General features: G+C 33.7%; 21 protein-coding genes. 12 read left to right on the forward strand and 9 right to left on the reverse strand.

The features are described from left to right. Positions 1–8 precede the first annotated feature (8 nt). The 4 genes from RM538_RS10765 to gdhA form a co-directional block, all read right to left on the reverse strand. Positions 9–2,411, reverse strand: coding sequence for a TonB-dependent receptor plug domain-containing protein (locus tag RM538_RS10765; protein ID WP_311333441.1), 2,403 nt, complete (start codon positions 2,409–2,411; stop codon positions 9–11). Beyond that, the gene (gene recO, locus RM538_RS10770; protein WP_311333442.1) at positions 2,411–3,133 is read right to left on the reverse strand and encodes a DNA repair protein RecO; all 723 of its coding nucleotides are present in this window, start codon (positions 3,131–3,133) and stop codon (positions 2,411–2,413) included. The genes RM538_RS10765 and recO overlap by 1 nt, the downstream gene beginning before the upstream one ends. Continuing rightward, a complete protein-coding gene (gene porZ, locus RM538_RS10775; protein ID WP_311333443.1) occupies positions 3,133–5,445 on the reverse strand; it encodes a type IX secretion system anionic LPS delivery protein PorZ in 2,313 nt (770 codons plus the stop codon). Before porZ ends, recO begins: the two co-directional genes overlap by 1 nt. 124 nt (positions 5,446–5,569) lie before the next feature. Continuing rightward, positions 5,570–6,913, reverse strand: coding sequence for an NADP-specific glutamate dehydrogenase (gene gdhA, locus RM538_RS10780; RefSeq protein ID WP_311333444.1), 1,344 nt, complete (start codon positions 6,911–6,913; stop codon positions 5,570–5,572). Positions 6,914–7,145: 232 nt separating this feature from the next. Here gdhA and RM538_RS10785 point away from each other — a divergent pair, with 232 nt between their 5' ends. Then, positions 7,146–7,967 carry a THC0290_0291 family protein gene (locus RM538_RS10785; protein ID WP_311333445.1) on the forward strand — a complete coding sequence of 274 codons (822 nt, stop codon included), beginning with the start codon at positions 7,146–7,148 and terminating at the stop codon, positions 7,965–7,967. A 78-nt stretch (positions 7,968–8,045) separates the two neighbouring features. Here RM538_RS10785 and RM538_RS10790 read toward each other — a convergent pair whose 3' ends face one another. Beyond that, positions 8,046–9,218, reverse strand: coding sequence for a cystathionine gamma-synthase (locus RM538_RS10790; RefSeq protein WP_311333460.1), 1,173 nt, complete (start codon positions 9,216–9,218; stop codon positions 8,046–8,048). Between the two features lie 59 nt (positions 9,219–9,277). On the opposite strand from RM538_RS10790, the gene RM538_RS10795 reads away from it, so the two are divergent. The 4 genes from RM538_RS10795 to RM538_RS10810 all read left to right on the forward strand — a co-directional run bounded on the left by RM538_RS10795 (position 9,278) and on the right by RM538_RS10810 (position 11,780). Then, entirely contained in the window at positions 9,278–10,036 is a 759-nt protein-coding gene (locus tag RM538_RS10795) for a DUF3298 and DUF4163 domain-containing protein (RefSeq protein ID WP_311333446.1), read from the forward strand. A 38-nt stretch (positions 10,037–10,074) separates the two neighbouring features. Then, positions 10,075–10,428, forward strand: coding sequence for an arsenate reductase family protein (locus RM538_RS10800; RefSeq protein ID WP_311333447.1), 354 nt, complete (start codon positions 10,075–10,077; stop codon positions 10,426–10,428). Between the two features lie 3 nt (positions 10,429–10,431). After that, positions 10,432–11,340, forward strand: coding sequence for a DMT family transporter (locus RM538_RS10805; protein WP_311333448.1), 909 nt, complete (start codon positions 10,432–10,434; stop codon positions 11,338–11,340). A gap of 68 nt (positions 11,341–11,408) precedes the next feature. Beyond that, a complete protein-coding gene (locus tag RM538_RS10810) occupies positions 11,409–11,780 on the forward strand; it encodes a SnoaL-like domain-containing protein (RefSeq protein ID WP_311333449.1) in 372 nt (123 codons plus the stop codon). 47 nt (positions 11,781–11,827) lie between these two features. Here the strand turns inward: RM538_RS10810 and RM538_RS10815 are convergent, their stop codons facing one another. The 3 genes from RM538_RS10815 to RM538_RS10825 are packed head-to-tail and all read right to left on the reverse strand — an operon-like array spanning position 11,828 to position 13,760. Then, positions 11,828–12,301 (reverse strand): acyl-CoA thioesterase, encoded by a 474-nt coding sequence (locus RM538_RS10815; protein WP_311333450.1) that lies wholly within the window; start codon positions 12,299–12,301, stop codon positions 11,828–11,830. Positions 12,302–12,305: 4 nt separating this feature from the next. Next, a complete protein-coding gene (locus RM538_RS10820; protein ID WP_311333451.1) occupies positions 12,306–13,124 on the reverse strand; it encodes an alpha/beta hydrolase in 819 nt (272 codons plus the stop codon). A gap of 42 nt (positions 13,125–13,166) precedes the next feature. Then, positions 13,167–13,760: a TetR/AcrR family transcriptional regulator gene (locus RM538_RS10825; RefSeq protein WP_311333452.1), complete on the reverse strand. Its 594-nt coding sequence runs from the start codon at positions 13,758–13,760 to the stop codon at positions 13,167–13,169. Positions 13,761–13,863: 103 nt separating this feature from the next. On the opposite strand from RM538_RS10825, the gene RM538_RS10830 reads away from it, so the two are divergent. The 5 genes from RM538_RS10830 to nadD are packed head-to-tail and all read left to right on the forward strand — an operon-like array spanning position 13,864 to position 17,242. Beyond that, positions 13,864–14,829 (forward strand): YheT family hydrolase, encoded by a 966-nt coding sequence (locus RM538_RS10830; protein WP_311333453.1) that lies wholly within the window; start codon positions 13,864–13,866, stop codon positions 14,827–14,829. After that, entirely contained in the window at positions 14,813–15,166 is a 354-nt protein-coding gene (locus tag RM538_RS10835) for an SdpI family protein (protein WP_311333454.1), read from the forward strand. Before RM538_RS10830 ends, RM538_RS10835 begins: the two co-directional genes overlap by 17 nt. Positions 15,167–15,223: 57 nt before the next feature. Beyond that, a complete protein-coding gene (locus RM538_RS10840) occupies positions 15,224–16,081 on the forward strand; it encodes a YicC/YloC family endoribonuclease (RefSeq protein ID WP_311333455.1) in 858 nt (285 codons plus the stop codon). Continuing rightward, positions 16,081–16,656, forward strand: a complete 576-nt coding sequence (gene gmk / locus RM538_RS10845; RefSeq protein WP_311333456.1) for a guanylate kinase — start codon at positions 16,081–16,083, stop codon at positions 16,654–16,656. Before RM538_RS10840 ends, gmk begins: the two co-directional genes overlap by 1 nt. Beyond that, positions 16,649–17,242, forward strand: a complete 594-nt coding sequence (nadD, locus tag RM538_RS10850) for a nicotinate (nicotinamide) nucleotide adenylyltransferase (protein WP_311333457.1) — start codon at positions 16,649–16,651, stop codon at positions 17,240–17,242. The genes gmk and nadD overlap by 8 nt, the downstream gene beginning before the upstream one ends. A gap of 95 nt (positions 17,243–17,337) precedes the next feature. Here the strand turns inward: nadD and RM538_RS10855 are convergent, their stop codons facing one another. Continuing rightward, positions 17,338–18,255 carry a nicotinic acid mononucleotide adenyltransferase gene (locus tag RM538_RS10855; RefSeq protein WP_311333458.1) on the reverse strand — a complete coding sequence of 306 codons (918 nt, stop codon included), beginning with the start codon at positions 18,253–18,255 and terminating at the stop codon, positions 17,338–17,340. A 126-nt stretch (positions 18,256–18,381) separates the two neighbouring features. Between RM538_RS10855 and RM538_RS10860 the strand changes: the two genes are divergently transcribed. Both RM538_RS10860 and RM538_RS10865 read left to right on the forward strand, forming a co-directional pair. Beyond that, on the forward strand, positions 18,382–19,386 hold the full coding sequence (locus tag RM538_RS10860) for an NAD(P)H-dependent glycerol-3-phosphate dehydrogenase (protein ID WP_311333459.1): 1,005 nt from the start codon (positions 18,382–18,384) through the stop codon (positions 19,384–19,386). Positions 19,387–19,630: 244 nt separating this feature from the next. Beyond that, positions 19,631–20,351: lamin tail domain-containing protein (locus tag RM538_RS10865; protein ID WP_432279809.1), on the forward strand; the 721-nt coding region annotated here is incomplete at its 3' end.

Consider the following 20,351-nt stretch of genomic DNA (forward strand, 5'->3'; position numbering starts at 1 on the left):
TAGAGTATTTAGAAAATATAATTTGCAGCTAGTATTAAATTTCTTCCAGGAGCAGATATCCCTGAAGAGTACGGACGGTACCTTTGATCTGTAATATTTTCTAGAGTAGCTGTAAGTTCTATGTCTGATGAAATTTGATATTGTGCTCCAAAATTTATGGTGTACCAATTTGGAGAAAATGGGTTTCCATTAATATCCTTAGCATATAAAAAATCATTACTCTGTTGGCTTGGTGCTAAATCTTCAAAATCAAACTGGCCATTATATTCTGTAAAGGCATCAATTTTCCATTTTTTCTTTGTGAATGTAAGGTGTGTGTTCCCAAACTGAGGAGCGGCATGACGAGTAGGAGTTCTGTTTCCGTCTTCGTCTTCATCAAAACCATCGGTAATATTATACTGTGAGGTAAGCCTAAGTTGTTTAGTAAAATTAACTTCTAATCCTGCTTCAAATCCGTAGACTTCAGATTTAGCAGCATTTTGTATTGCTTGTACGTTACTCAATTCACCTTGATATTCAATTTCGGTTTGTCCATTAATCGCAAAATCTCTTCGTACAAGTGCATCATCTAATTGAGTTTTATAGGTTGCTAGATCTAATTTTACAATATCATTGAAGTTAAGTGTTACACCCACTTCTCCTGTGTAAGCATACTCTGGTTTTAAATCTGGATTTGGAACCACAACACTTCCTGGTTCGCTGTCAAAAATTTTACCGACATCGTCTATATTAGGAGCTCTAAAGGCTGTAGAGAAATTAGCTCTCCAACCCAAAACTTTATTAGGATTCCATGCAATTCCAGCACTTCCTGTTAATGCTCCTGTACTAATATTTGCTTCAGAAAAAGGAAAGTCAAAAAACACATTGTCAAAAGTAGCATCAACTAGAATATGGTTGTAACGCAATCCTCCTTGAAAAGAAATATCGTCAGCAATTTTCCATTGTAGACTACTGTAAGCAGCAATAGATTGCCAAGTAGAACCGTCTGGGTATCTCGAAGCATCTTCTTGCGAATTTCCTGTTATAATATCTGTTTGTTTTCCTTCGCTATTTACCTTATTAAAAACATACTCTACACCATAATTAAGCGATAGGTTATTTATTCTTTTAATCAAATCCCAACCAGCAGTATAGGCATTAACTGTTTCATCTGTTTCAAAAAGTATTGTATCACCAAAATCACGATCGTTCCTACTTTCCTTAAATCGTTGATATGATAATGTGATATTGCTCTCATCATACATTCCTTGTTCTGCTGTATTAGTAGCCTGTAAATTACCACTTAGCCACTCTTGGGGACCATAGAACCATTCTGCAGAGCGCAATTGTCCATCTCTTTCTCTAATTAACCTATCATATCTTGGGTAATCACTTGTGGTAGTGTAAAATAGACCTAAGTTAAAATCCCATTTCTCAGAAGGTGAATACCTAACCTTTTGCATTGTATTAATTTGGCTATAACCTGTAAAAACTTGAACCCTTGGGTCGTTATTTTGGACTATAACATCTTCTCCCTCTTGGGTAATTACAAACTCTGGACGTAAATAATCATCTGGTCCATTGCTTCCCATTCTTAAATCATCAAAATCGCTATAAGCTACACTTGTTAAAAAAGCCCATTCCTTAGCGCCAATATTAAGCTCTATATGTCCTGTTTTTTCATTGTTTGCAGTTGCATAACGCCCTGTAGTACTACCGGAAAAGGACACACCTTCTTCAAAAGAAAAACTTGGCTTCTTTGTATAAAAATTCATAACACCTCCTATAGCGTCACTACCATATACAACAGAGCCTGGCCCTAGAATAACTTCGGTTCTTTCTATAGCAAAAGGGTCTATAGATATCACATTTTGTACGTTTCCTCCTCTAAAAATTGCTGTATTAAAACGCACTCCGTCTACTGCAATTAATAACCTATTAGTAGAAAAACCACGGATTAAAGGACTACCTCCACCTAACTGGCTTTTTTGTACATAAACCTGCCCACTAGTTTCTAATAAATCTGCTGCTGTCTGCGGGTTTGTGAATGATATATCTTTACTTGTAACACTAACTATTTGTTGTGGGATATCTCTCTTTTTTTGACCAAATTTTGAAACAGAAAGTACAATTTCATCAAGACTTGAAGCATCTAGCTGCAACTCTACTTTATTTCCGGAAGAAATAATTTGCTGCTTTGAAAGTGTAATTCTGTAATGAGATATATGCTGAAAAGTGATGTTTTCGTTTTCTGAAAAATTTGAAATGTCTACAATGCCATCAAAATCTGTTACACCACTTTTAGACTTGTCATTGTTAAAAATCGCTACACCAGAAATTGGATCTTGTGAGCTTAGTTCCACAACTTGAATTTTTTGTGCTGAAATTGAAATGCTTATTAATAAAAAGGAAAGTGAAAAAAGAAATCTCATTAATTAGAAAATATTTGGTTTAGCACGTCTAATGACTTCGGTTTTTTAAACCCTTGCAAATGTAGCTGATAATAGACTAATAGCAAATGTAAGACCTCAGAGCGTTGTTTTTTTGTTAGTTTTAATTGTGATAACGTATCAAAATTTATGCCGAAAAGCCTTTTAAGATTGTTAATCACATCCCCTTTTTCACAGTAAAATCCTGCATCACTAGTTTGAAAGTTTCCTTCTTGAATATTAAAATAATCTGCATTGATATTTGAAGTATCTGGATAAAACCCTAAGTAAGTAGTTAACTCTAACAAAAACAGCAAATGAAAGTTAGCGTAATTTATAGAAGTGTCTAACCAAAATAGTGATTGTTCTAAAAATTGAAATAAGGCTTTATTGGCTTCTTCCTCTTGTATTGCATTTTTAATTATTTCAGAAAGAAATAAGACGATGGTTCCTTTTATTACATTAGTGTGGAGTTCCTTGTATGGCTTTGTGATTTTAACTTCCTTAATGCGTTCCAAGGTCCCTTTACCTTTGTGGTAAGCAACCATTTCAAACTGAGTGAGTGGAAGAAAATAAGAGGCTTTTAGCTTACCTTTTTTAGACTTTAACACCCCTCTAAGCATATAGCTTTTTAATCCTACTTGTTGTGTATAACAACTTACAATAAGGTCTGCTTCGGCATATTTAATGGATGAAATTACAATCGCCTTTGTTGTGATTAGCATTAGCGAACAATCATAATTTTTGCTACTTTGGTTTCAAAAGCATCTTCTGTAGTTACTAGGACTAGATACACTCCAGAACGTACTTTATAAGAACCAAAAGCTCGAGTATCCCACAAAACACTACCCCCTTCACTTGTTGTTTCAAAAACAAGGTTTCCTGTGATGTCTGTAATTTTAATATTTGCATTTGCAGTAAGACCATCTATAGTTACGTTTCCTTCAAAACCGGGCCTAACAGGGTTAGGAAATGCTCTTAATAGTGATAAATCTTCTTCTGGAGCCGTTGATGTCCCCTTGAAGGCTACAAGTCCATTTTGAGTAGCAAAGTAGACAGTCCCGGTTTCTTCATCTATACTTATATCCTGGACGTTATTTGTGGGTAATGGAGAATTATCTTCAGTAAATCGCAAGAGCGTTTCTTGGGCATTTGGAGAAACGTAAAAAACACCCGAAGTTGCCGTAGAAATCCATTTATTATTTGAGCCATCAACCTCAATGTCTGTAATAGATATATTAAATAAAAACTCTTGAGGTATTCCGTTTTCAAGTATAATTATTTCTTGAGAGTTTACATCTGCATTTTCTTCAAAAATTCCTCCAACATTAAAAAATATCCTAACTCCTTTTAAGGTTCCTATCCACAATCTGTTATTGGCATCAAAAGCTAAAGCTCTTACATTTGGCGAAGGTAGATTACCATTACCTTCATTAGCCTGTATAATGTTAAAGCTTCCAGTACCTGGGTTATATGCTACAAGTCCAGAGTCTGATGTTCCAAAATATATAAACCCTTCTCTACTTACTTTTACTTCGCTTAATGCTAAAATTCCTGACACGTTTTCTAGTATTGGAGTAACATCTATGGACTGAAATTGACCAGAGGGAGATAGCCTAATTAGTCCTTCATCTGTTCTTGATTGTACTGTCCAGAGATTACCTTCGTTGTCAAAGTCCATTCCATATAATCTTATTCCGGCATTATTAGAACCAACAAAAACATCTTCTAAAACATTATTAGAGTTAGTTTCGTCAAATAGTATTTCTGGTGTTTGATCTCGTAATCTTAGTAATCCTTCACTAAATGACGTGGCATATACCTCTTGTGGATCATTAGGGTTAATTAATATATCTACAATATCATTTGCATCTTTTCCAAATGCTTGAAAGAGGGCTTCATAGTCAATATTTGTCCATCCCTCTTCAACAACTAAATTGCTAATACCCCTAAAAGTCTTTGGAGCAGGATTAAAATTAACATCAACATCACCATAGCTTAACCATAATTGTCCAGGTGATGCATCTATTGCAAATGCTTGATTAAATAATGGCCCATCTGGTAAAATTTGAGTAGGATTACTACTAGAAAAAGGAATTTGTAGAACTCCCTTCTCTGAGGTTCCTATAAAAAAATTATTGTTTAAAGAAATCCCAGATTGTGGAACACTTTCAAAGTCTGGAACCGGAAAAGGAACTAGACTTAGAAGGTTAAAATCTTCATCATAGGCTAAAACTTCTTCTTCTGTACTTATTGTTAACGTATTATCTACTTCAGTAAAATCAACAATAGTTCCATTTAAGTTAGCCACGTTTATTAACCCTGAGCCTTCAACAAATCGTACTATGTTATTAGTAAACCTAACAAAGTATATCTCATCTCCAACTGTTTGAGCACCCCTAAAATTTGCAGTTGCAATAGTGGACCACTCTTCAAAATCAATAAGATTATCATTATCTACTAACGCACGTCTTAATCCACCTCCAAAAGATGCGGCATAAATATAAGGCTCTTTAATAGCGGTCTGTCTTATATCAATTTGAGCTCCTTGTTCTCCAATAAAATAAGTGTCATCAAACTCTAATGCAGATAAATCGTACAATGAAATACCAAACTCTGCGGCTATATATAAATTTCCATTGTACTCGTTAAATTGGTTTATACGTTTATTATCTGGAGGTATTGTTTGTTTTTCTAAAATGTCAACAACAGTAAGAACTTCTTCCTCATCATCCATAACTATATCTATTAATCCATTTTCATATCCTATTACTAGTGTTCCGAAATTTTCACTATAGTATATTGTAGAAATTAGCTCTCCTGAAAGCCCTTGTACTGTAGAAATAGTTTCTATTTCTTGTGTAGAAATATCATATACAAAAACTGAGTTCTCTGCTGCTGCATAAATCTTATTATTTCCTTCTGAAATAGCTTTCACAGAATTATATGAAAAATGATCCTCCCAGGTATCTTCAAAATTTTGACTAAAAGATAAACTAGAAAGCAAAATAAAAGCAAAACAAAAAGCTCGTTTCATAGGCAAGTATTTACTTCAAATATAACATCTTGAGAGTACATTTATTGTTGTTTTAAAAGTAAAAACCTTCATTATTACCAATTATTAAGTAATAATGAAGGCTTTTTAATAGTATGCGGTAAAATTAAACTACTCCTTGAGCTATCATTGCATCTGCAACTTTGACAAAACCGGCTACGTTTGCTCCCTTTACATAGTCTACATGACCATCTCCGTCCTTTCCATAGGTAACACAAGCTGCGTGGATATCATTCATAATCCCGTGCAGTTTTTCATCTACTTCTTCTCTTGACCAGTTTAATCTTAATGAATTTTGAGACATTTCAAGTCCAGAAGTTGCAACACCTCCTGCGTTTGAAGCTTTCCCTGGTGCAAATAAAATTTTTGCCTTGGTAAATACTTCAATAGCTTCTGGAGTAGAAGGCATATTAGCTCCTTCACTTACACAAATACAGCCATTGTCGATGAGGCTTTGTGCTTCGTTTTCATTTAGTTCATTTTGCGTTGCGCATGGAAGTGCAATGTCACACTTTTCACCCCAAGGTCGCTTTCCTTCGTAAAAGTTTGCTGATGGGTATTTTGAAACGTACTCTTTTATTCTTCCCCTTTTAACATTTTTAAGGTTCATTATAAATGACAACTTCTCTCTAGAAATACCTTCGTCATCATGAATATATCCAGAAGAGTCTGACATGGTAACAACTTTACCACCTAGTTCGATAACTTTCTCGGCAGCATATTGTGCTACGTTACCCGAACCAGAAATGACTACTGTCTTGCCCTTAAAGCTTTCTCCTTTAGTCTCAAGCATGTTTTGTGCGAAATATACATTACCGTATCCTGTTGCCTCTGGTCGTATTAATGAGCCTCCGTAAGACATACCCTTACCAGTAAGAACTCCTGTAAATTCATTTCTTAACCTTTTATATTGCCCAAACATGTAACCTATTTCTCTTCCTCCAACTCCAATATCTCCAGCTGGCACGTCTGTATTAGGGCCTATGTGTTTTGATAACTCTGTCATAAAGCTCTGGCAAAATCGCATTACCTCTGCATCGCTTTTTCCTTTTGGGTTAAAGTCACTTCCTCCTTTACCACCACCCATTGGCAGTGTAGTTAAACTATTTTTAAATGTTTGTTCAAACCCTAAAAACTTTAAAATACTAAGGTTTACTGAAGGATGAAATCGCAAACCTCCTTTGTATGGACCAATTGCAGAATTATACTCTACTCTGTACCCCTTATTAACTTGAATGTTACCTTCGTCGTCTGTCCAAGTAACTCTAAACAGGATTGTGCGTTCTGGCTCAACCATACGCTCTAATAACATTTTATTTTGATATTTTTCGTTCTCTTCAATAAATGGGATAACAGTTTCTGCAACTTCTGTTACAGCTTGAAGAAATTCTGGTTCATTAGGGTTGGATTTTTCAACCGAAGCAATGAAATCTTTAATGCTTTGTTTCATTTATATAAATTTTTGTTCAAAAATAAGAATACTCTAAATACTTGATTATAAAACAAATTTGATTTACGAATACTCTATTGAAAACGTTTTCGTTATTACTATGCAAATATAACTTTAATACTAATTATAAATTAAAAAAATAGTAACATAAAAGCTAAAAAATAGTATAAAATTTCCCTGTTTGATATGTTTTTATATATTTGTTATGTCTCAATCTAAACCTAAATTACTAATGAATACCAGATATCTCCTATTGGTATTTTTCTTACTTCTGTTTTCAAAGCAAGAAATTAATGCTCAATTTGGCTTTTCCCACGAGGTTGGAGTCATAACTGGACCCGTTACTTTTTATTCAGATTACGGAGTAAGAAACGACTTTGAAACTAATATAGGAAACGTAGGTTTTGGAGTGGGGCTTATACATTATCTTAACTTTTCTTACAGAGCAGACTGTAATTGTTATACAAGAGATAAGTACTTTAACGATCACTTTAAAGTACGAACAGAATTAGACTATCATAAAACAAATTTTGACCATTTTGGTAAGTGGGTAGATCCAGATAAAACAAGTTTAACTGCAGACCAATTGAGAGCCATGAAAGGTTCTACAACAGTATTTGACATTGGAGCGCAACTAGAATACTTCCCACTAAGTATTCGTGACTTTGCTTCTAGACCCGGAAGTGTAGCCCCATTTGTGAGCCTAGGAATACATTGGGTAAGTTTTGACCCTGAGGTTTTTAGTGATTTAGGTGCTTTAAATACTCCTATTACTACTCCGCCCAAATATTATAATGGTTTTCAGCAAGAAGGAGATTCTACTTTTTCTTTAGTAACCAGCTTTGGGTTACGTTATAAATTAACGCCATTAACCGATTTAATGATAGATAGCCGTTGGCAATATTATTTTTCTAATTGGGTAGATGGCTTAAACCCGCAAGAACAATTTAATGAGGAAGTATTGGGAGAAGGTAATGGTGTTCCCGTTCCAGAAAACAAAGCTAACGATTGGATTTACTGGTTAAATATTGGGTTTATTTATTACATAGATTAAAGCGTACTATAATAAAGCATTAAAAAAAGCCTCGCTACTTATAGCGAGGCTTTTTTAGCTTTATAAATCTCTTAAAGCTTATCCTATAGCTTGTTCAAGATCCTCAATTAAATCATCTGCATCTTCAATACCAACACTAAGCCTAATTAATGAATCTACAACTCCAGTTTTTTCACGTTCTTCTTTTGGAATACTCGCATGTGTCATACTTGCTGGGTGTCCTGCTAAGCTTTCTACACCTCCAAGACTTTCAGCAAGTGTAAATATTTTTAGGTTTTCTACTATTTTAATAGCTTCGTCATAATTATTTCCCTTGGTTACAAAAGATATCATCCCTCCAAAATCATTCATTTGATCTTTTGCAATATTGTGATTAGGATGGTTCTCAAAACCTGGCCAATATACTTTTTCAATTTTAGGGTGTGAAGCTAAGTAATTAGCAACTTTCTTTCCATTTTCACAATGACGTTGCATGCGTATGTGCAACGTTTTTAATCCTCTAAGTACTAAAAAGCTATCTTGAGGACCACATACTGCTCCACTAGCGTTTTGAATAAAATATAGGCGGTCTGCTAGTTCTTTATCTTTTACTGCTAATGCTCCCATAACAACATCACTATGTCCTCCTAGATATTTTGTAGCACTATGCATTACGATATCTGCACCTAAGTCTAGTGGTTGTTGTAAGTAAGGAGTAGCAAATGTATTATCTACAGCTAATAAAACATTATGCTTTTTGGCAACAGCCGCAGCAGCTTTAATGTCTATAATATTCATCATTGGGTTGGTTGGTGTTTCTACCCAAATTAACTTTGTGTTTTCTGTAACGTAATCTTCAATGTTTGAAGCATTCTCCATTCCTATAAAGTGAAATTTAATGCCAAAATCTTCAAAAATTGAAGTAAATAATCTATATGTCCCTCCATATAAATCGTTGGTTGAAATTACTTCATCACCAGGTTTTAATAATTTAATTACGGCATCAATTGCAGCAAGACCACTCCCAAAAGCAAGCCCAAACTTTCCATTTTCAATACTTGCAAAGGCACGTTCCAAAGCAGTCCTTGTTGGGTTTCCACTTCTAGAATATTCAAAACCCTTATGTCCTCCAGGTGTACTTTGTGAGTAAGTACTCGTTTGATAAATAGGAGGCATTACAGAGCCATACGCTGGGTCTATATCATGTTGTCCTCCGTGAATTGCTTTGGTGTTAAATTTCATATTATTTACTTTTTTGCTTTGTGTAAAAATTTCGTTAACAAAAATAAAGGTTTCTACTACGATAGAAAATTCTGTTGTACTTTTAACGAATGAATAACAAAACCCTTCTTTCTATTGTTTTTTTAATTCTAGTTTTTAGTTGTAAAAACAAAGCTCCACTTCGTATTTCTTCTGAAAGTTTTTCAGAAAAAGAATTAGCGCAATGTGCTTCTGAAAATTGCCCCGAAATTACTATTAATTACCTGCAAATTTTAGGTGATGAAGCTATTTCAACTCCTATAAACACAACCATTAATGAGTTTATAATAAGCTCACTTTACATTGGAGATCCTGAGCAAGAACCTCAAGCTAGCACTATTACAGAATCTGCCAAGGATTTTATTAAGATGTATAACACGCATAGCGCAGAGTTTCCGGATATGGCTACAGCTTATTTTGCCGAAATAAATGTTTCAAAACTCTACCAATCTACACAATTGGTATCGTTAGAAATGAGAAATTATCTTTTTACTGGAGGTGCTCACGGATATGGTAGTGTCATTTTTAAGAATTTTGACCTAGAAACTGGAGAACAATTGAGCATAGCAGATTTAGTAAAAAACATAGATGCTTTTACCGACTTTGCAGAACAAAAATTTAGAACTCAATTTGAAATACCACAAACGGGTTCTATAAATGCAACCGGGTTTTGGTTTGAAGACGACACTTTTTTTCTTCCACCAAGCATAGGTGTTACTAATCAACATATTATTATTAGATACAATCAATATGATATTGCTAGTTATGCCGCTGGCCCTATTGAGTTTAAAATTTCTAGAGACGAAGCTAGCGACTATTTAAATTATTAACCTAACCTTTAAAGACCTCCGCTTTCGCGGGCATTACTATGAACAAACTATATCATCTTACAACTTGTGATACTTGTAAACGTATTATAAAGGAATTAAATTTACCTTCAAGCGTCGAAAAGCAAGAAATAAAAGACCAAGAAATTACTGTAAAGCAACTAGATGAACTTAAAGAATTAGCTGGTAGTTACGAGGCATTATTTAGTAAACGTGCTAAATTATACAAGGAACGCAATCTTAAAAACGAAACGCTTAGCGAGAGAGATTATAAACAGTTTATATTAGAGCACTATACTTTTTTAAAAAGGCCTGTTCTAGTTTATGACAATCAAATATTTATTGGTAACAGTAAAAAAGTAGTAGCTGCTGCAAAAGACGCAATCCACTCGTAACAAATGAACTCTCGCCTTCTAGCACTTATAGCAGCAACAGCTGCTAGTACCATTTATGGAGTTAACCACACTATTGCAAAGGGATTAATGCCTAACGTAATTGGACCCTATGGGTTTATATTGCTTAGGGTTACTGGAGCAGCATTGTTATTTTGGATTATAAGTTTCTTTTACCCTAGTGAAAAAATTGACAAAAAAGACTGGTTTCGGATTATTGCTTGTGCTTTTTTTGGAATGGTGCTTAACATGAATACTTTTTTTAAAGGACTAGAACTTTCCACACCTATTAATAGCTCTGTTGTAATTACATTATCTCCTGTTTTATTACTTATTTTATCTGCTTTTTTCTTAAAAGAAAAAATTACTTGGTTAAAGTCTATTGGCATTGGACTTGGACTTATTGGTGCCTTGCTGTTAATCTTATTTGGAATAAAAACACAGCCTAATGCCCCTAACATTCCATTGGGGAATACTCTTTTTATTGTAAATGCGGCATCCTATTCTTTTTATCTCATTTTCGTAAAGCCACTTGTGGCAAAATATAGTGGTATCACACTTATGAAGTTTTTCTTCTTATTTGCTGTACTTATAAATATACCTATTGGCTTTACAGAGTTTTCTAATGTTGCATGGCTTGAGTTAGATTTTGATGCGATATGGAAACTAGCCTTCGTGGTTGTTTGCACAACAGTACTTACCTATCTATTTAATATTTATGCACTAAAACAGTTAAGCCCATCTACTATAGGAGCTTTTATTTATCTACAACCGCTTTTAGCTGCAGTTTTTGCCATTCTTACTGGTGCCGACAAGCTAACTCCGCTTAGGGTTGTTGCAGCTGGACTTATTTTTCTTGGAGTGTTTTTATCTACAAGAAAACGAAAAGGTGTTGTTAAAGTTTCAGAAAAGTAAAATATAGATAACATTACAAGGTAAACTAATTTGTATCTTTAATATCCTAACTCTTAAAACAATAGATTATGACAACACAAGAAATTGCAAATAATTTAGTAGCATGGTGTAATAGTGGTAATGAAGCTAGATGCTACCAAGAACTATACAGTCCAAATATAGTAAGTATAGAACCTGAAGGTGCTTCTGAAAACCCTGTCGCAAGAGGCATGGAAGAAGTAGCCAAAAAAGGTGAATGGTGGGAAGAAAATTTTGAAGTACATAGCACAAAAGCAAGTGCTCCTATTGTGGCAGATAACTGGTTTAGTATAAGACATGAAATGGACACGACACACAAACCAAGTGGACAAAGAAGTCAAATGTCCGAAATTAGCGTATACGAAGTTAAAGATGGAAAAATTGTTCGTGAACAATTTTTTTATGACGTTCCTGAGGAATAAAAAAACATTATAGCCCATACAAGTTTATAAATCTGTATGGGCTATAATTAAAGATGCATTGGCACTTGGTTAAATTTTCTAGTATCTTCTTTTGTTAGCACCTTAAAATCTTCCGTTTTTTCAAGACTTCCTAGATTATCAAGCAACTCTTCTGGGAGGTCTCTTAATTTTCTTTTAGTAAGGTCAATCCATCCACCCATCATTTCACAGCGAGCAATATTTCTACCTTTATGATCATAAAAGTTATGTAAAAAAGAAAAATACATTCCATTTTCAGAAAGACCTTTTAACTGTAATGAAACATTAATGGGTTTTCCTGGAAAAACTTCTTTAAAATAATACATATGCTCGTAAAATACTACAGGGCCAATATTGAATTCAACCATTTTGGCTTGCCCAAAACCATTTTCAAGCATGTAGCTTAATCTGGTATGGCTCATGTAATTTATATAAGCGCTATTAGCTAAGTGTCTATTAGCATCAATATCGTTCCATCTAACTTCAAATTCTTTTGTGTACATACTTCTAGTTTTTTATGTAGGCTATTACAGTTTCTACTATACTGTTATCCCTTAAATTATGACCTTGATTTTCGGTAAAATAAGTCGCTGTATCATTATTTATAGCCCTTTTTATAGGTTCTATAGGTGTTATTTTATCATGAGTGTCATGAACAACCAACACCGGTTTTTTTACATTAGAAAAAAAAGTTTTCATTGTAATATCGCTTGTTGGTAGTTTTAAAATTTCATTAGCTTTTATTAATAGCTCTTCAACCATTTTATCTGAAAGACTAAGTATCTTTTTAGAGTAATCAAAAATGGCATTCATATCGGCTGGAGCGCCCATGATGCAATACTTTTTTATTGAAATTGATGGGTTTTCTAGAAATCCATATCCAGCAACAAGTCCTCCCAACGAATGTGTAATTACAGTATCTACCTCCCCAATTTCAGCTAAGGCATTAGCATATGCTTGCCTATACACTTCAATATTAAGATACTTCTCTTTCCCAAATCCATGTCCTGGTGCATCTAAACTGTAAATAGTGTATTTACTTGTATCCAATTGATCAATGTAAGGTTTCCATCTAATTGAATAACTTAACCAACCATGTAAGAAAAGTATTTTTTCAGTACCATTTCCCCAACTGTGTAATGCTGCATCACCAAAATCTGTTTTTAAATACGTAGTGTTTTTAAAGTATGTGGCAGCCTCTTTGCTAACTGGAATGGGTTTTACTTTACATAATAGACTAAAGGCTTGCTCTCTAATTTTCTTTGGAAAAAAATAAACTCCAATATTAAAATAGGTTCCAATAATGTTTGTTATAAGTTTCTTCATATCAATAAGATACCGATTGGTATCTATAATTTTAAATTTTTTTTATGCTACTGAAATACTATCTATTAAACTTCTTAAGTGTTTGGTAGTAGCTGAGATTGCATTTTTGTTTCTTTCTAGTTTACTCATCATTATTCCTCCCTCCAAACACGCAATTACAATGGTGCTATAATGTGTAGTATCTATCTCTTTTTTAATTTGATTATTAGCAATTCCGTTTTCTAAAATTTTAACAACACTCGCTTTTAGCTGGGCTAAGATAGTAAAGGCTTGTTGCCTTAAAACGGGATTAGCATCATCTGCTTCTATAGCAGCATTCATTAATGGACAACCTCCCTCATACAAAGGGGTATTGAGGTACGCTTCAAAAAAATTAAAAATCACCTCAAACTTATCCTTACACGTATTTTCCTCTCTAATAGACGCTCCTATTTTATCAAACATCTTTTTTGAAAGACTCCTTAAAGCATGCTGCTCTAAGTCTTGTTTATTTTCAAAGTGTCTATAAATAGCTCCTTTTGTTAAACCAGTTGCCCTAGTAATATCACTTATAGATGTAGACTTATATCCTTTTGTATTAAACAAGTTTGCACTTTCTGTAATAATACTATTCCTTGTTACTTCGGCATTTCGCATGACACAAAGATACCAATTGGTATCTTTGTATGCAAAAGTATTTAATACTTATTAAGTAATAGAGAATATCTAAGTATCTTTATCACCTCAAGACTTTTATTGAATGCCAATTATTGCGCCATCATATAAAGCCAAAGGGCTTTTTAAAAACGGTCACTTCTCTACAATCTATAGTGCCAAATTGCGACCTGTACCACAGGCAGTATATAACCGGAAGCGTCTGGAGCTTCCCGATGGCGATTTTGTAGACATTGATTGGTCTTATTCAAAACAACCTACAACTAAAGTAGCAATCTTATTACACGGCTTGGAAGGCAACGCTCATCGAGTATATATCCAAGGGCAAGCAAAAAAGTTAGTTGAAAATGGATGGGACGTAGCTGCAATGAACCACAGAGGTTGTAGTGGAGAAGAAAATAGACTCTACTTATCTTACAATAGTGGCAGAACAAAAGATTTACATTTATTAACAACTTCAATTGTAGAAAAAGATAGGTATGCTCAAATTTCACTAATTGGATTTAGTTTAGGAGGTAATCTAGTGTTAAAATACTTAGGAGAACGAGAGACTGTTTTTAAACAAATCAAAAATTGCGCTGCTATTTCATCTCCATTATACTTAAAAGGCTCATTAGAATCTTTAATGAAGTTTGAAAACTGGGTATATAGAACTACGTTTATTCTAGATTTAAAGCAAAAGTATAAACGTAAAATGAAGTTCTTTCCAGATAAAATGAGCAAAGCGGAACTTAAAAAAATAAAAACACTACTTGACTTTGATTCTTTTTATACTGCTCCAGCGCATGGGTTTAAGGATGCCTATGAGTATTACGAAAAAAGTAGTAGCCTTCAATATGTGCCAAATATTAAAACCCCTGTTTTGCTGCTAAATGCGTTAAATGATACTTTTTTATCAAAAAAATGTTATCCAAAAGAACTGGCTTCACAATCTAAATATTTATATCTTGAAACTCCTAAGCATGGAGGCCACGTAGGGTTTCATATAAATAACAAAGAATACTATTCAGAAAAAAGAACACTAGATTTTATTAATGAGCCCAGAAATTGAATTATTAGTTAGTATTGGATATTGCATATTTATAATTGTACTTGCCTTAGTGCTAAAGAAATTTCCACCTAAGAAAATAAATCATTTTTATGGGTATAGAACAACTCGCTCCATGAAAAATCAAAACATCTGGACAGTTGCCAATACTTATGCAAGTAACTTAATGCTCAAAGTCTCTTTGTATAGTCTTATTTTTCCTTTGCTTTGTTATTTCATTATTCCAGATTATAATTTTCTCATTACCGTTATTGCTAACACCTTGCTTGTTTGTTCTATTATATTTTTTACTGAAAAACACTTGTCGAAAAACTTTGATGCAAACGGAAAACCTAAGTAAAGTCTAATCCTTTTTCAGAAAATAGAATTACGTACCTTTGCAGCCTAAATTATTGGTATGATTCAATCCATGACGGGCTACGGTAAAACCGTGCTACAATTACCTTCAAAAAAAGTAACTGTTGAAATAAAATCGCTTAACAGTAAAAACCTAGACCTTAATGCTAGAGTGCCCTCTGCTTACAGAGAAAAAGAACTTACCATTCGTAATCTTTTGGCAAAGTCATTAAAGCGCGGGAAGGTAGATTTTAGTTTATATGTTGAAGTTACCGGAGAGGCTACCAATACACAAGTAAATGCAACTATTGTAAAGCAATATATGGAGCAACTTAAACATGTTGTCCCTGCTGAAGATATAGACTTACTTAAAATGGCATTGCGCTTACCAGATACGCTTAAGACCGAAAGAGAAGAAGTTAATGAAGATGAGTTTGCCCAAATTATTAATGCTGTAGAACAAGCCCTTAAAGAAATCAATAAGTATCGAAGTGATGAAGGTGCTGCTTTAGAGAAGGATTTTAAAGCCCGCATTACAAACATAAAATCATTACTTGAAGAAGTTATTAAAATTGACCCAGAGCGAATAGCAAATGTAAAAGAGCGACTGCAAAAAGCCGTTGCAGAAATTAAAGAGAAGGTAGATGAAAATCGCTTTGAGCAAGAACTTATGTACTACCTTGAAAAGTATGATATTACCGAAGAAAAAGTACGCTTAACCAATCACTTAGATTATTTTTTAAAAGCACTTTCTTCAGATGATTCCAATGGAAAAAAATTAGGGTTTATCACTCAAGAAATTGGTAGAGAAATAAACACTATTGGCTCCAAAGCTAACTATGCTTCTATGCAACAAGTAGTAGTACAAATGAAAGATGAGCTAGAGAAAATTAAAGAACAAGCCTTAAATGTATTGTAATGAAAGGAGGTAAATTATTTGTTTTTTCGGCACCTTCAGGAAGTGGTAAAACTACTATAGTACAGTATTTACTTCAGCAAGAAGAATTAAACCTATCATTTTCAATTTCGGCGACATCCCGTGATCCAAGAGGTGAAGAAAAGCATGGAGAACATTATTATTTTATTACGCTTGAAGAGTTTAAGCAACATATAAAAAATGGTGATTTCTTAGAGTGGGAAGAGGTTTATAGAGATAACTTTTACGGCACACTTAAAACCGAAGTTAACCGAATTTGGTCCAACGGAAAAAATGTAATTTTTGATATTGATGTTGTAGGTGGATTACGAATTAAAAAGAAGTACCCCGAAAGAACTCTCGCAGTATTTGTAAAGCCTCCAAGTGTCGATGAGCTTAAGCGAAGGCTTAAAAAACGTAAAACCGAAAGTGAAGAGCGTATTAATATGCGTATTGCAAAAGCATCGGTAGAATTAGCTACTGCCCCACAATTTGACTTTGTGATAGAAAATAATGACCTTAATACCGCACTTGCAGAAGCAAAACAATTAGTTTCAGAATTTATTGGCAATGAGTAGCACTAAAAAAATAGGACTCTATTTTGGAAGCTTTAACCCCATTCATGTAGGGCATTTAGCTATTGCAAACCATATGGTTGAGTTTAGCGACTTAAATGAAGTTTGGTTTGTTATTACTCCTCATAATCCTCATAAAAAGAAAAAAACCCTTCTTGAAGACATCCATAGATTGGCTATGGTTAGGATTGCTGTTGAGGACTATCCAAAACTTAAAGCAAGTACTATTGAGTTTGATTTACCGCAACCTAATTATACCGCAAACACACTAGCCCATCTGGAAGAAAAATTCCCAGAGCAAAGCTTTTGTCTTATCATGGGTGAGGACAACTTAAAAAGTTTACATAAATGGAAAAACTATGAGGTGCTACTGGAGCGATATAAAATCTATGTCTACCCCAGAATAAGTGAGGCTGTAAAAGTGCATGACTCTGTTGCAAATTCTGCTACCATCACAAAAGTATCAGCTCCTATTATGGAGATTTCTTCTACGTTTATTAGAAAAGCAATCAAGAAAAAAAAGAACATCCGCCCATTACTACCACAAAATGTTTGGGAATACCTTGATGAAATGAATTTTTATAAATAAAAACCGCTCCAATAAGTTTTCACTTACGAAGCGGTTCAACTAAATAACCAACCAAAAAATTGTTTAACGTCTATTTTTAAAAAGACGTATCGTCACTAGAAGTTACTAATCTTAATCATTTGCTTTGCAATTTCTGCATCGCTAAGACGTAACTTTCCGTCTTTGTTTTTGTATTGTATGTATCCTTTTCCTCTAAATCTGTAAACTGTTCCAGATGCTTCATGGAAAAGCTCTATTGTATTATCATTAGTAACGCTCAATTCAAAGTATTCATTGCCTAAATAATCATAATCCAATGTTAAATATTTTAAATATCTATTATTAGGCACATTATCAACATTATAAATCCCTGTATAGTCCCAGTAAATAGTGTTAATGTTTGTTCCATTAGGGTCTTGCGAGCTTTGGAAGTTACCGTCTCCACCTCCTGGCAAAAAAGCTACAAAATTCTCGTAGTCAAACTCATTAGGACTTCCATATGGGCTTGTGTATATTTTTTCCCATGTAATATACTCCTGCAAAAAGTAATGTATATTATCATAAAACAACGCATTATAATCAAACGTACTGCGCTGATAGCCAATTAAGATATATGATAGGTTTTGCTGTGGAAAATACAGCTCAATTTTATTATTATTTAATTGGGTTACTTCAAAAGAGTAAAAACCATCAATATCGTGTGTAATATCTAAGTAAGTATCATAGGTGTTAAAGAAACCTACATCAATCCCAAAGCCTCCTCCTTGATCTCCAATACCAACTAAATTATTGTTTGCAAACAATGTTCCATTTCTAAAAGAAATAGTAAATGCCTTTTGCAAAAATGGGATATATCCATTTCCTGTAGTTTGATTAATATCTACATACCACAACTCATGTCCTGTTAATACTTCACGTAAAGAAGCAGTTGGATACGGATCTACATAAGGGTCTTCAACTATCACCTCTGTATAACAAGAAGTAAATAGTAATGCTACTAGGCTAAAGCCGAAAATAAATTTAATCGTTTTCATAATCCCATCATTTAATGTTAATGCTCTATTAAAACCCAAAAGCATGCCAAAGTTGTAATTGCTTGATTCGTATCTATTTATAATGAATTTTTAATTATGTATTTTTGAAACACTTAAAAAACAACTATGAGTACATCTCCTAAATTTGCTGTTTTTGGCGGCGGAAGTTGGGCAACAGCAATTGTGAAAATGCTTTGTGAAAATCTTGATGAAGTAGGTTGGTATATGCGAAATGTATATGCATTAGAACACATAAAAAAGGAAGATCATAATCCAAATTATTTAAGCTCTGTGGAGTTTAAAGTAGAGCAATTAAAACTGAGTAATGATATTAATGAAATGGTTAGGTATGCAGATTATTTAATTTTTGTAATACCCTCTGCTTTTATTTATTCAGAATTAGAAAAAGTAACCGAAAGTTTAAAAGGCAAAGTAATTTTCTCTGCTATAAAAGGTATTGTTCCAGAAACAAGTTTAATTGTTGGCGACCATTTTTACACCCATCACAATATCCCTTTTGAAGATATAGGGGTAATTACAGGGCCTTGTCATGCAGAAGAAGTAGCATTAGAAAGACTCTCTTATTTAACTATTGCCTGTGCTGATAATGAAAAGGCTAAAATTGTAGCCAAAAATTTAAGTAGCGATTACATAAAATGCACAACAAGTGATGATATTATAGGAGCAGAATATGCTGCTATGCTTAAAAATATTTATGCTATTGCTGCAGGGATTGCACATGGATTAGGGTATGGTGATAATTTCCAGAGTGTATTAATGAGTAATGCAATTAGAGAAATGAAGCGGTATGTAAAAAAAGTACATAAAATGAAACGTGATATTAATAACTCTGCTTACTTGGGAGATTTATTGGTTACAGGCTATTCAGTTTTTAGTAGAAATAGAATGTTTGGCAATATGATAGGTAAGGGATATACCGTAAAAAGTGCTCAAATGGAAATGAGTATGGTTGCTGAAGGTTTTTATGCTGCAAAAAGTGCTTACATGTTAAATAACAAAAAAGACAAGAAAAAAGCAAAGACACCCATTATAAATGCAGTTTATAATATTCTCTATGAAAACAAAAATCCAAAAAAAGTTTTCAAAAAATTAACAGAAAAACTAAATTAATCCAGATTTTTTCCTACTATTTAGTAATATAATTATTTCCAGTTTATTTTTAATTTCTTAAAATTCTCAAAAAGCAACCAGCCCTTTAAAATCAAAACCTACCCGTTACTGAGTATTTTTTGAAATCAAATATTACTAAAACGTTAAGATTCTCATAAATCCAAAATTTTCTTACAATTTAATTAACACAAATCTTTGTTAAATATTATATTTGCGCGAATTTAAATTTTAATAAAAACTTATTATGAAAAAAATTACTTTATTCTTTTCATTTTTGATGATTGCCTTTGCCGTATCTGCGCAGAGTGTTTTCATAAATGAAATTCACTATGACAATAGTGGTGGTGATCTTAACGAAGGTGTTGAAATCGCTGGACCAGCTGGTACAGATTTAACTGGATGGGCTTTAGAACTTTACAATGGATCTAACGGTGATCTTTATAACACAGTAGCACTTTCTGGTGTTATTGATGATGAAGGTGCTAGTGGTTATGGAGCATTAAATTTTGCAATAGCAAGTATTCAAAATGGAGGTCCAGATGGAATCGCTCTAATCGATGCTGGATCTAATGTTGTACAGTTTCTAAGCTATGAAGGTTCTTTTACTGCAGACGCTGACAATGGAGGTGTTGCTGGTGCTGCTGGTACAACTTCAACAGACATAGGTGTTGTTGAAAGTGGTGCAACTACTTCTACACAATCTCTGCAATTACAAGGAACAGGTGAAGAGTATACAGATTTCGCTTGGGCTGCCGACATTGCGCAGTCTTTTGGAGATATTAACGCTGGACAAACTTTTATGGCTCCAGTACCTCCAACACCAGGACAATTTACAGAGTGTGCTACAGATAACCCACAGGCTATCAATGATTTTACACCTGTAACATCTGTTGTAACACTTACACAACCAGGAGTTGTTGGTGCAATGACAGATCAAAACACATTTGACAATGTATTGGTAGACT

The sequence above is a fragment of the Patiriisocius hiemis genome (assembly GCF_031846325.1).
GTDB lineage: Bacteria > Bacteroidota > Bacteroidia > Flavobacteriales > Flavobacteriaceae > Patiriisocius_A > Patiriisocius_A hiemis.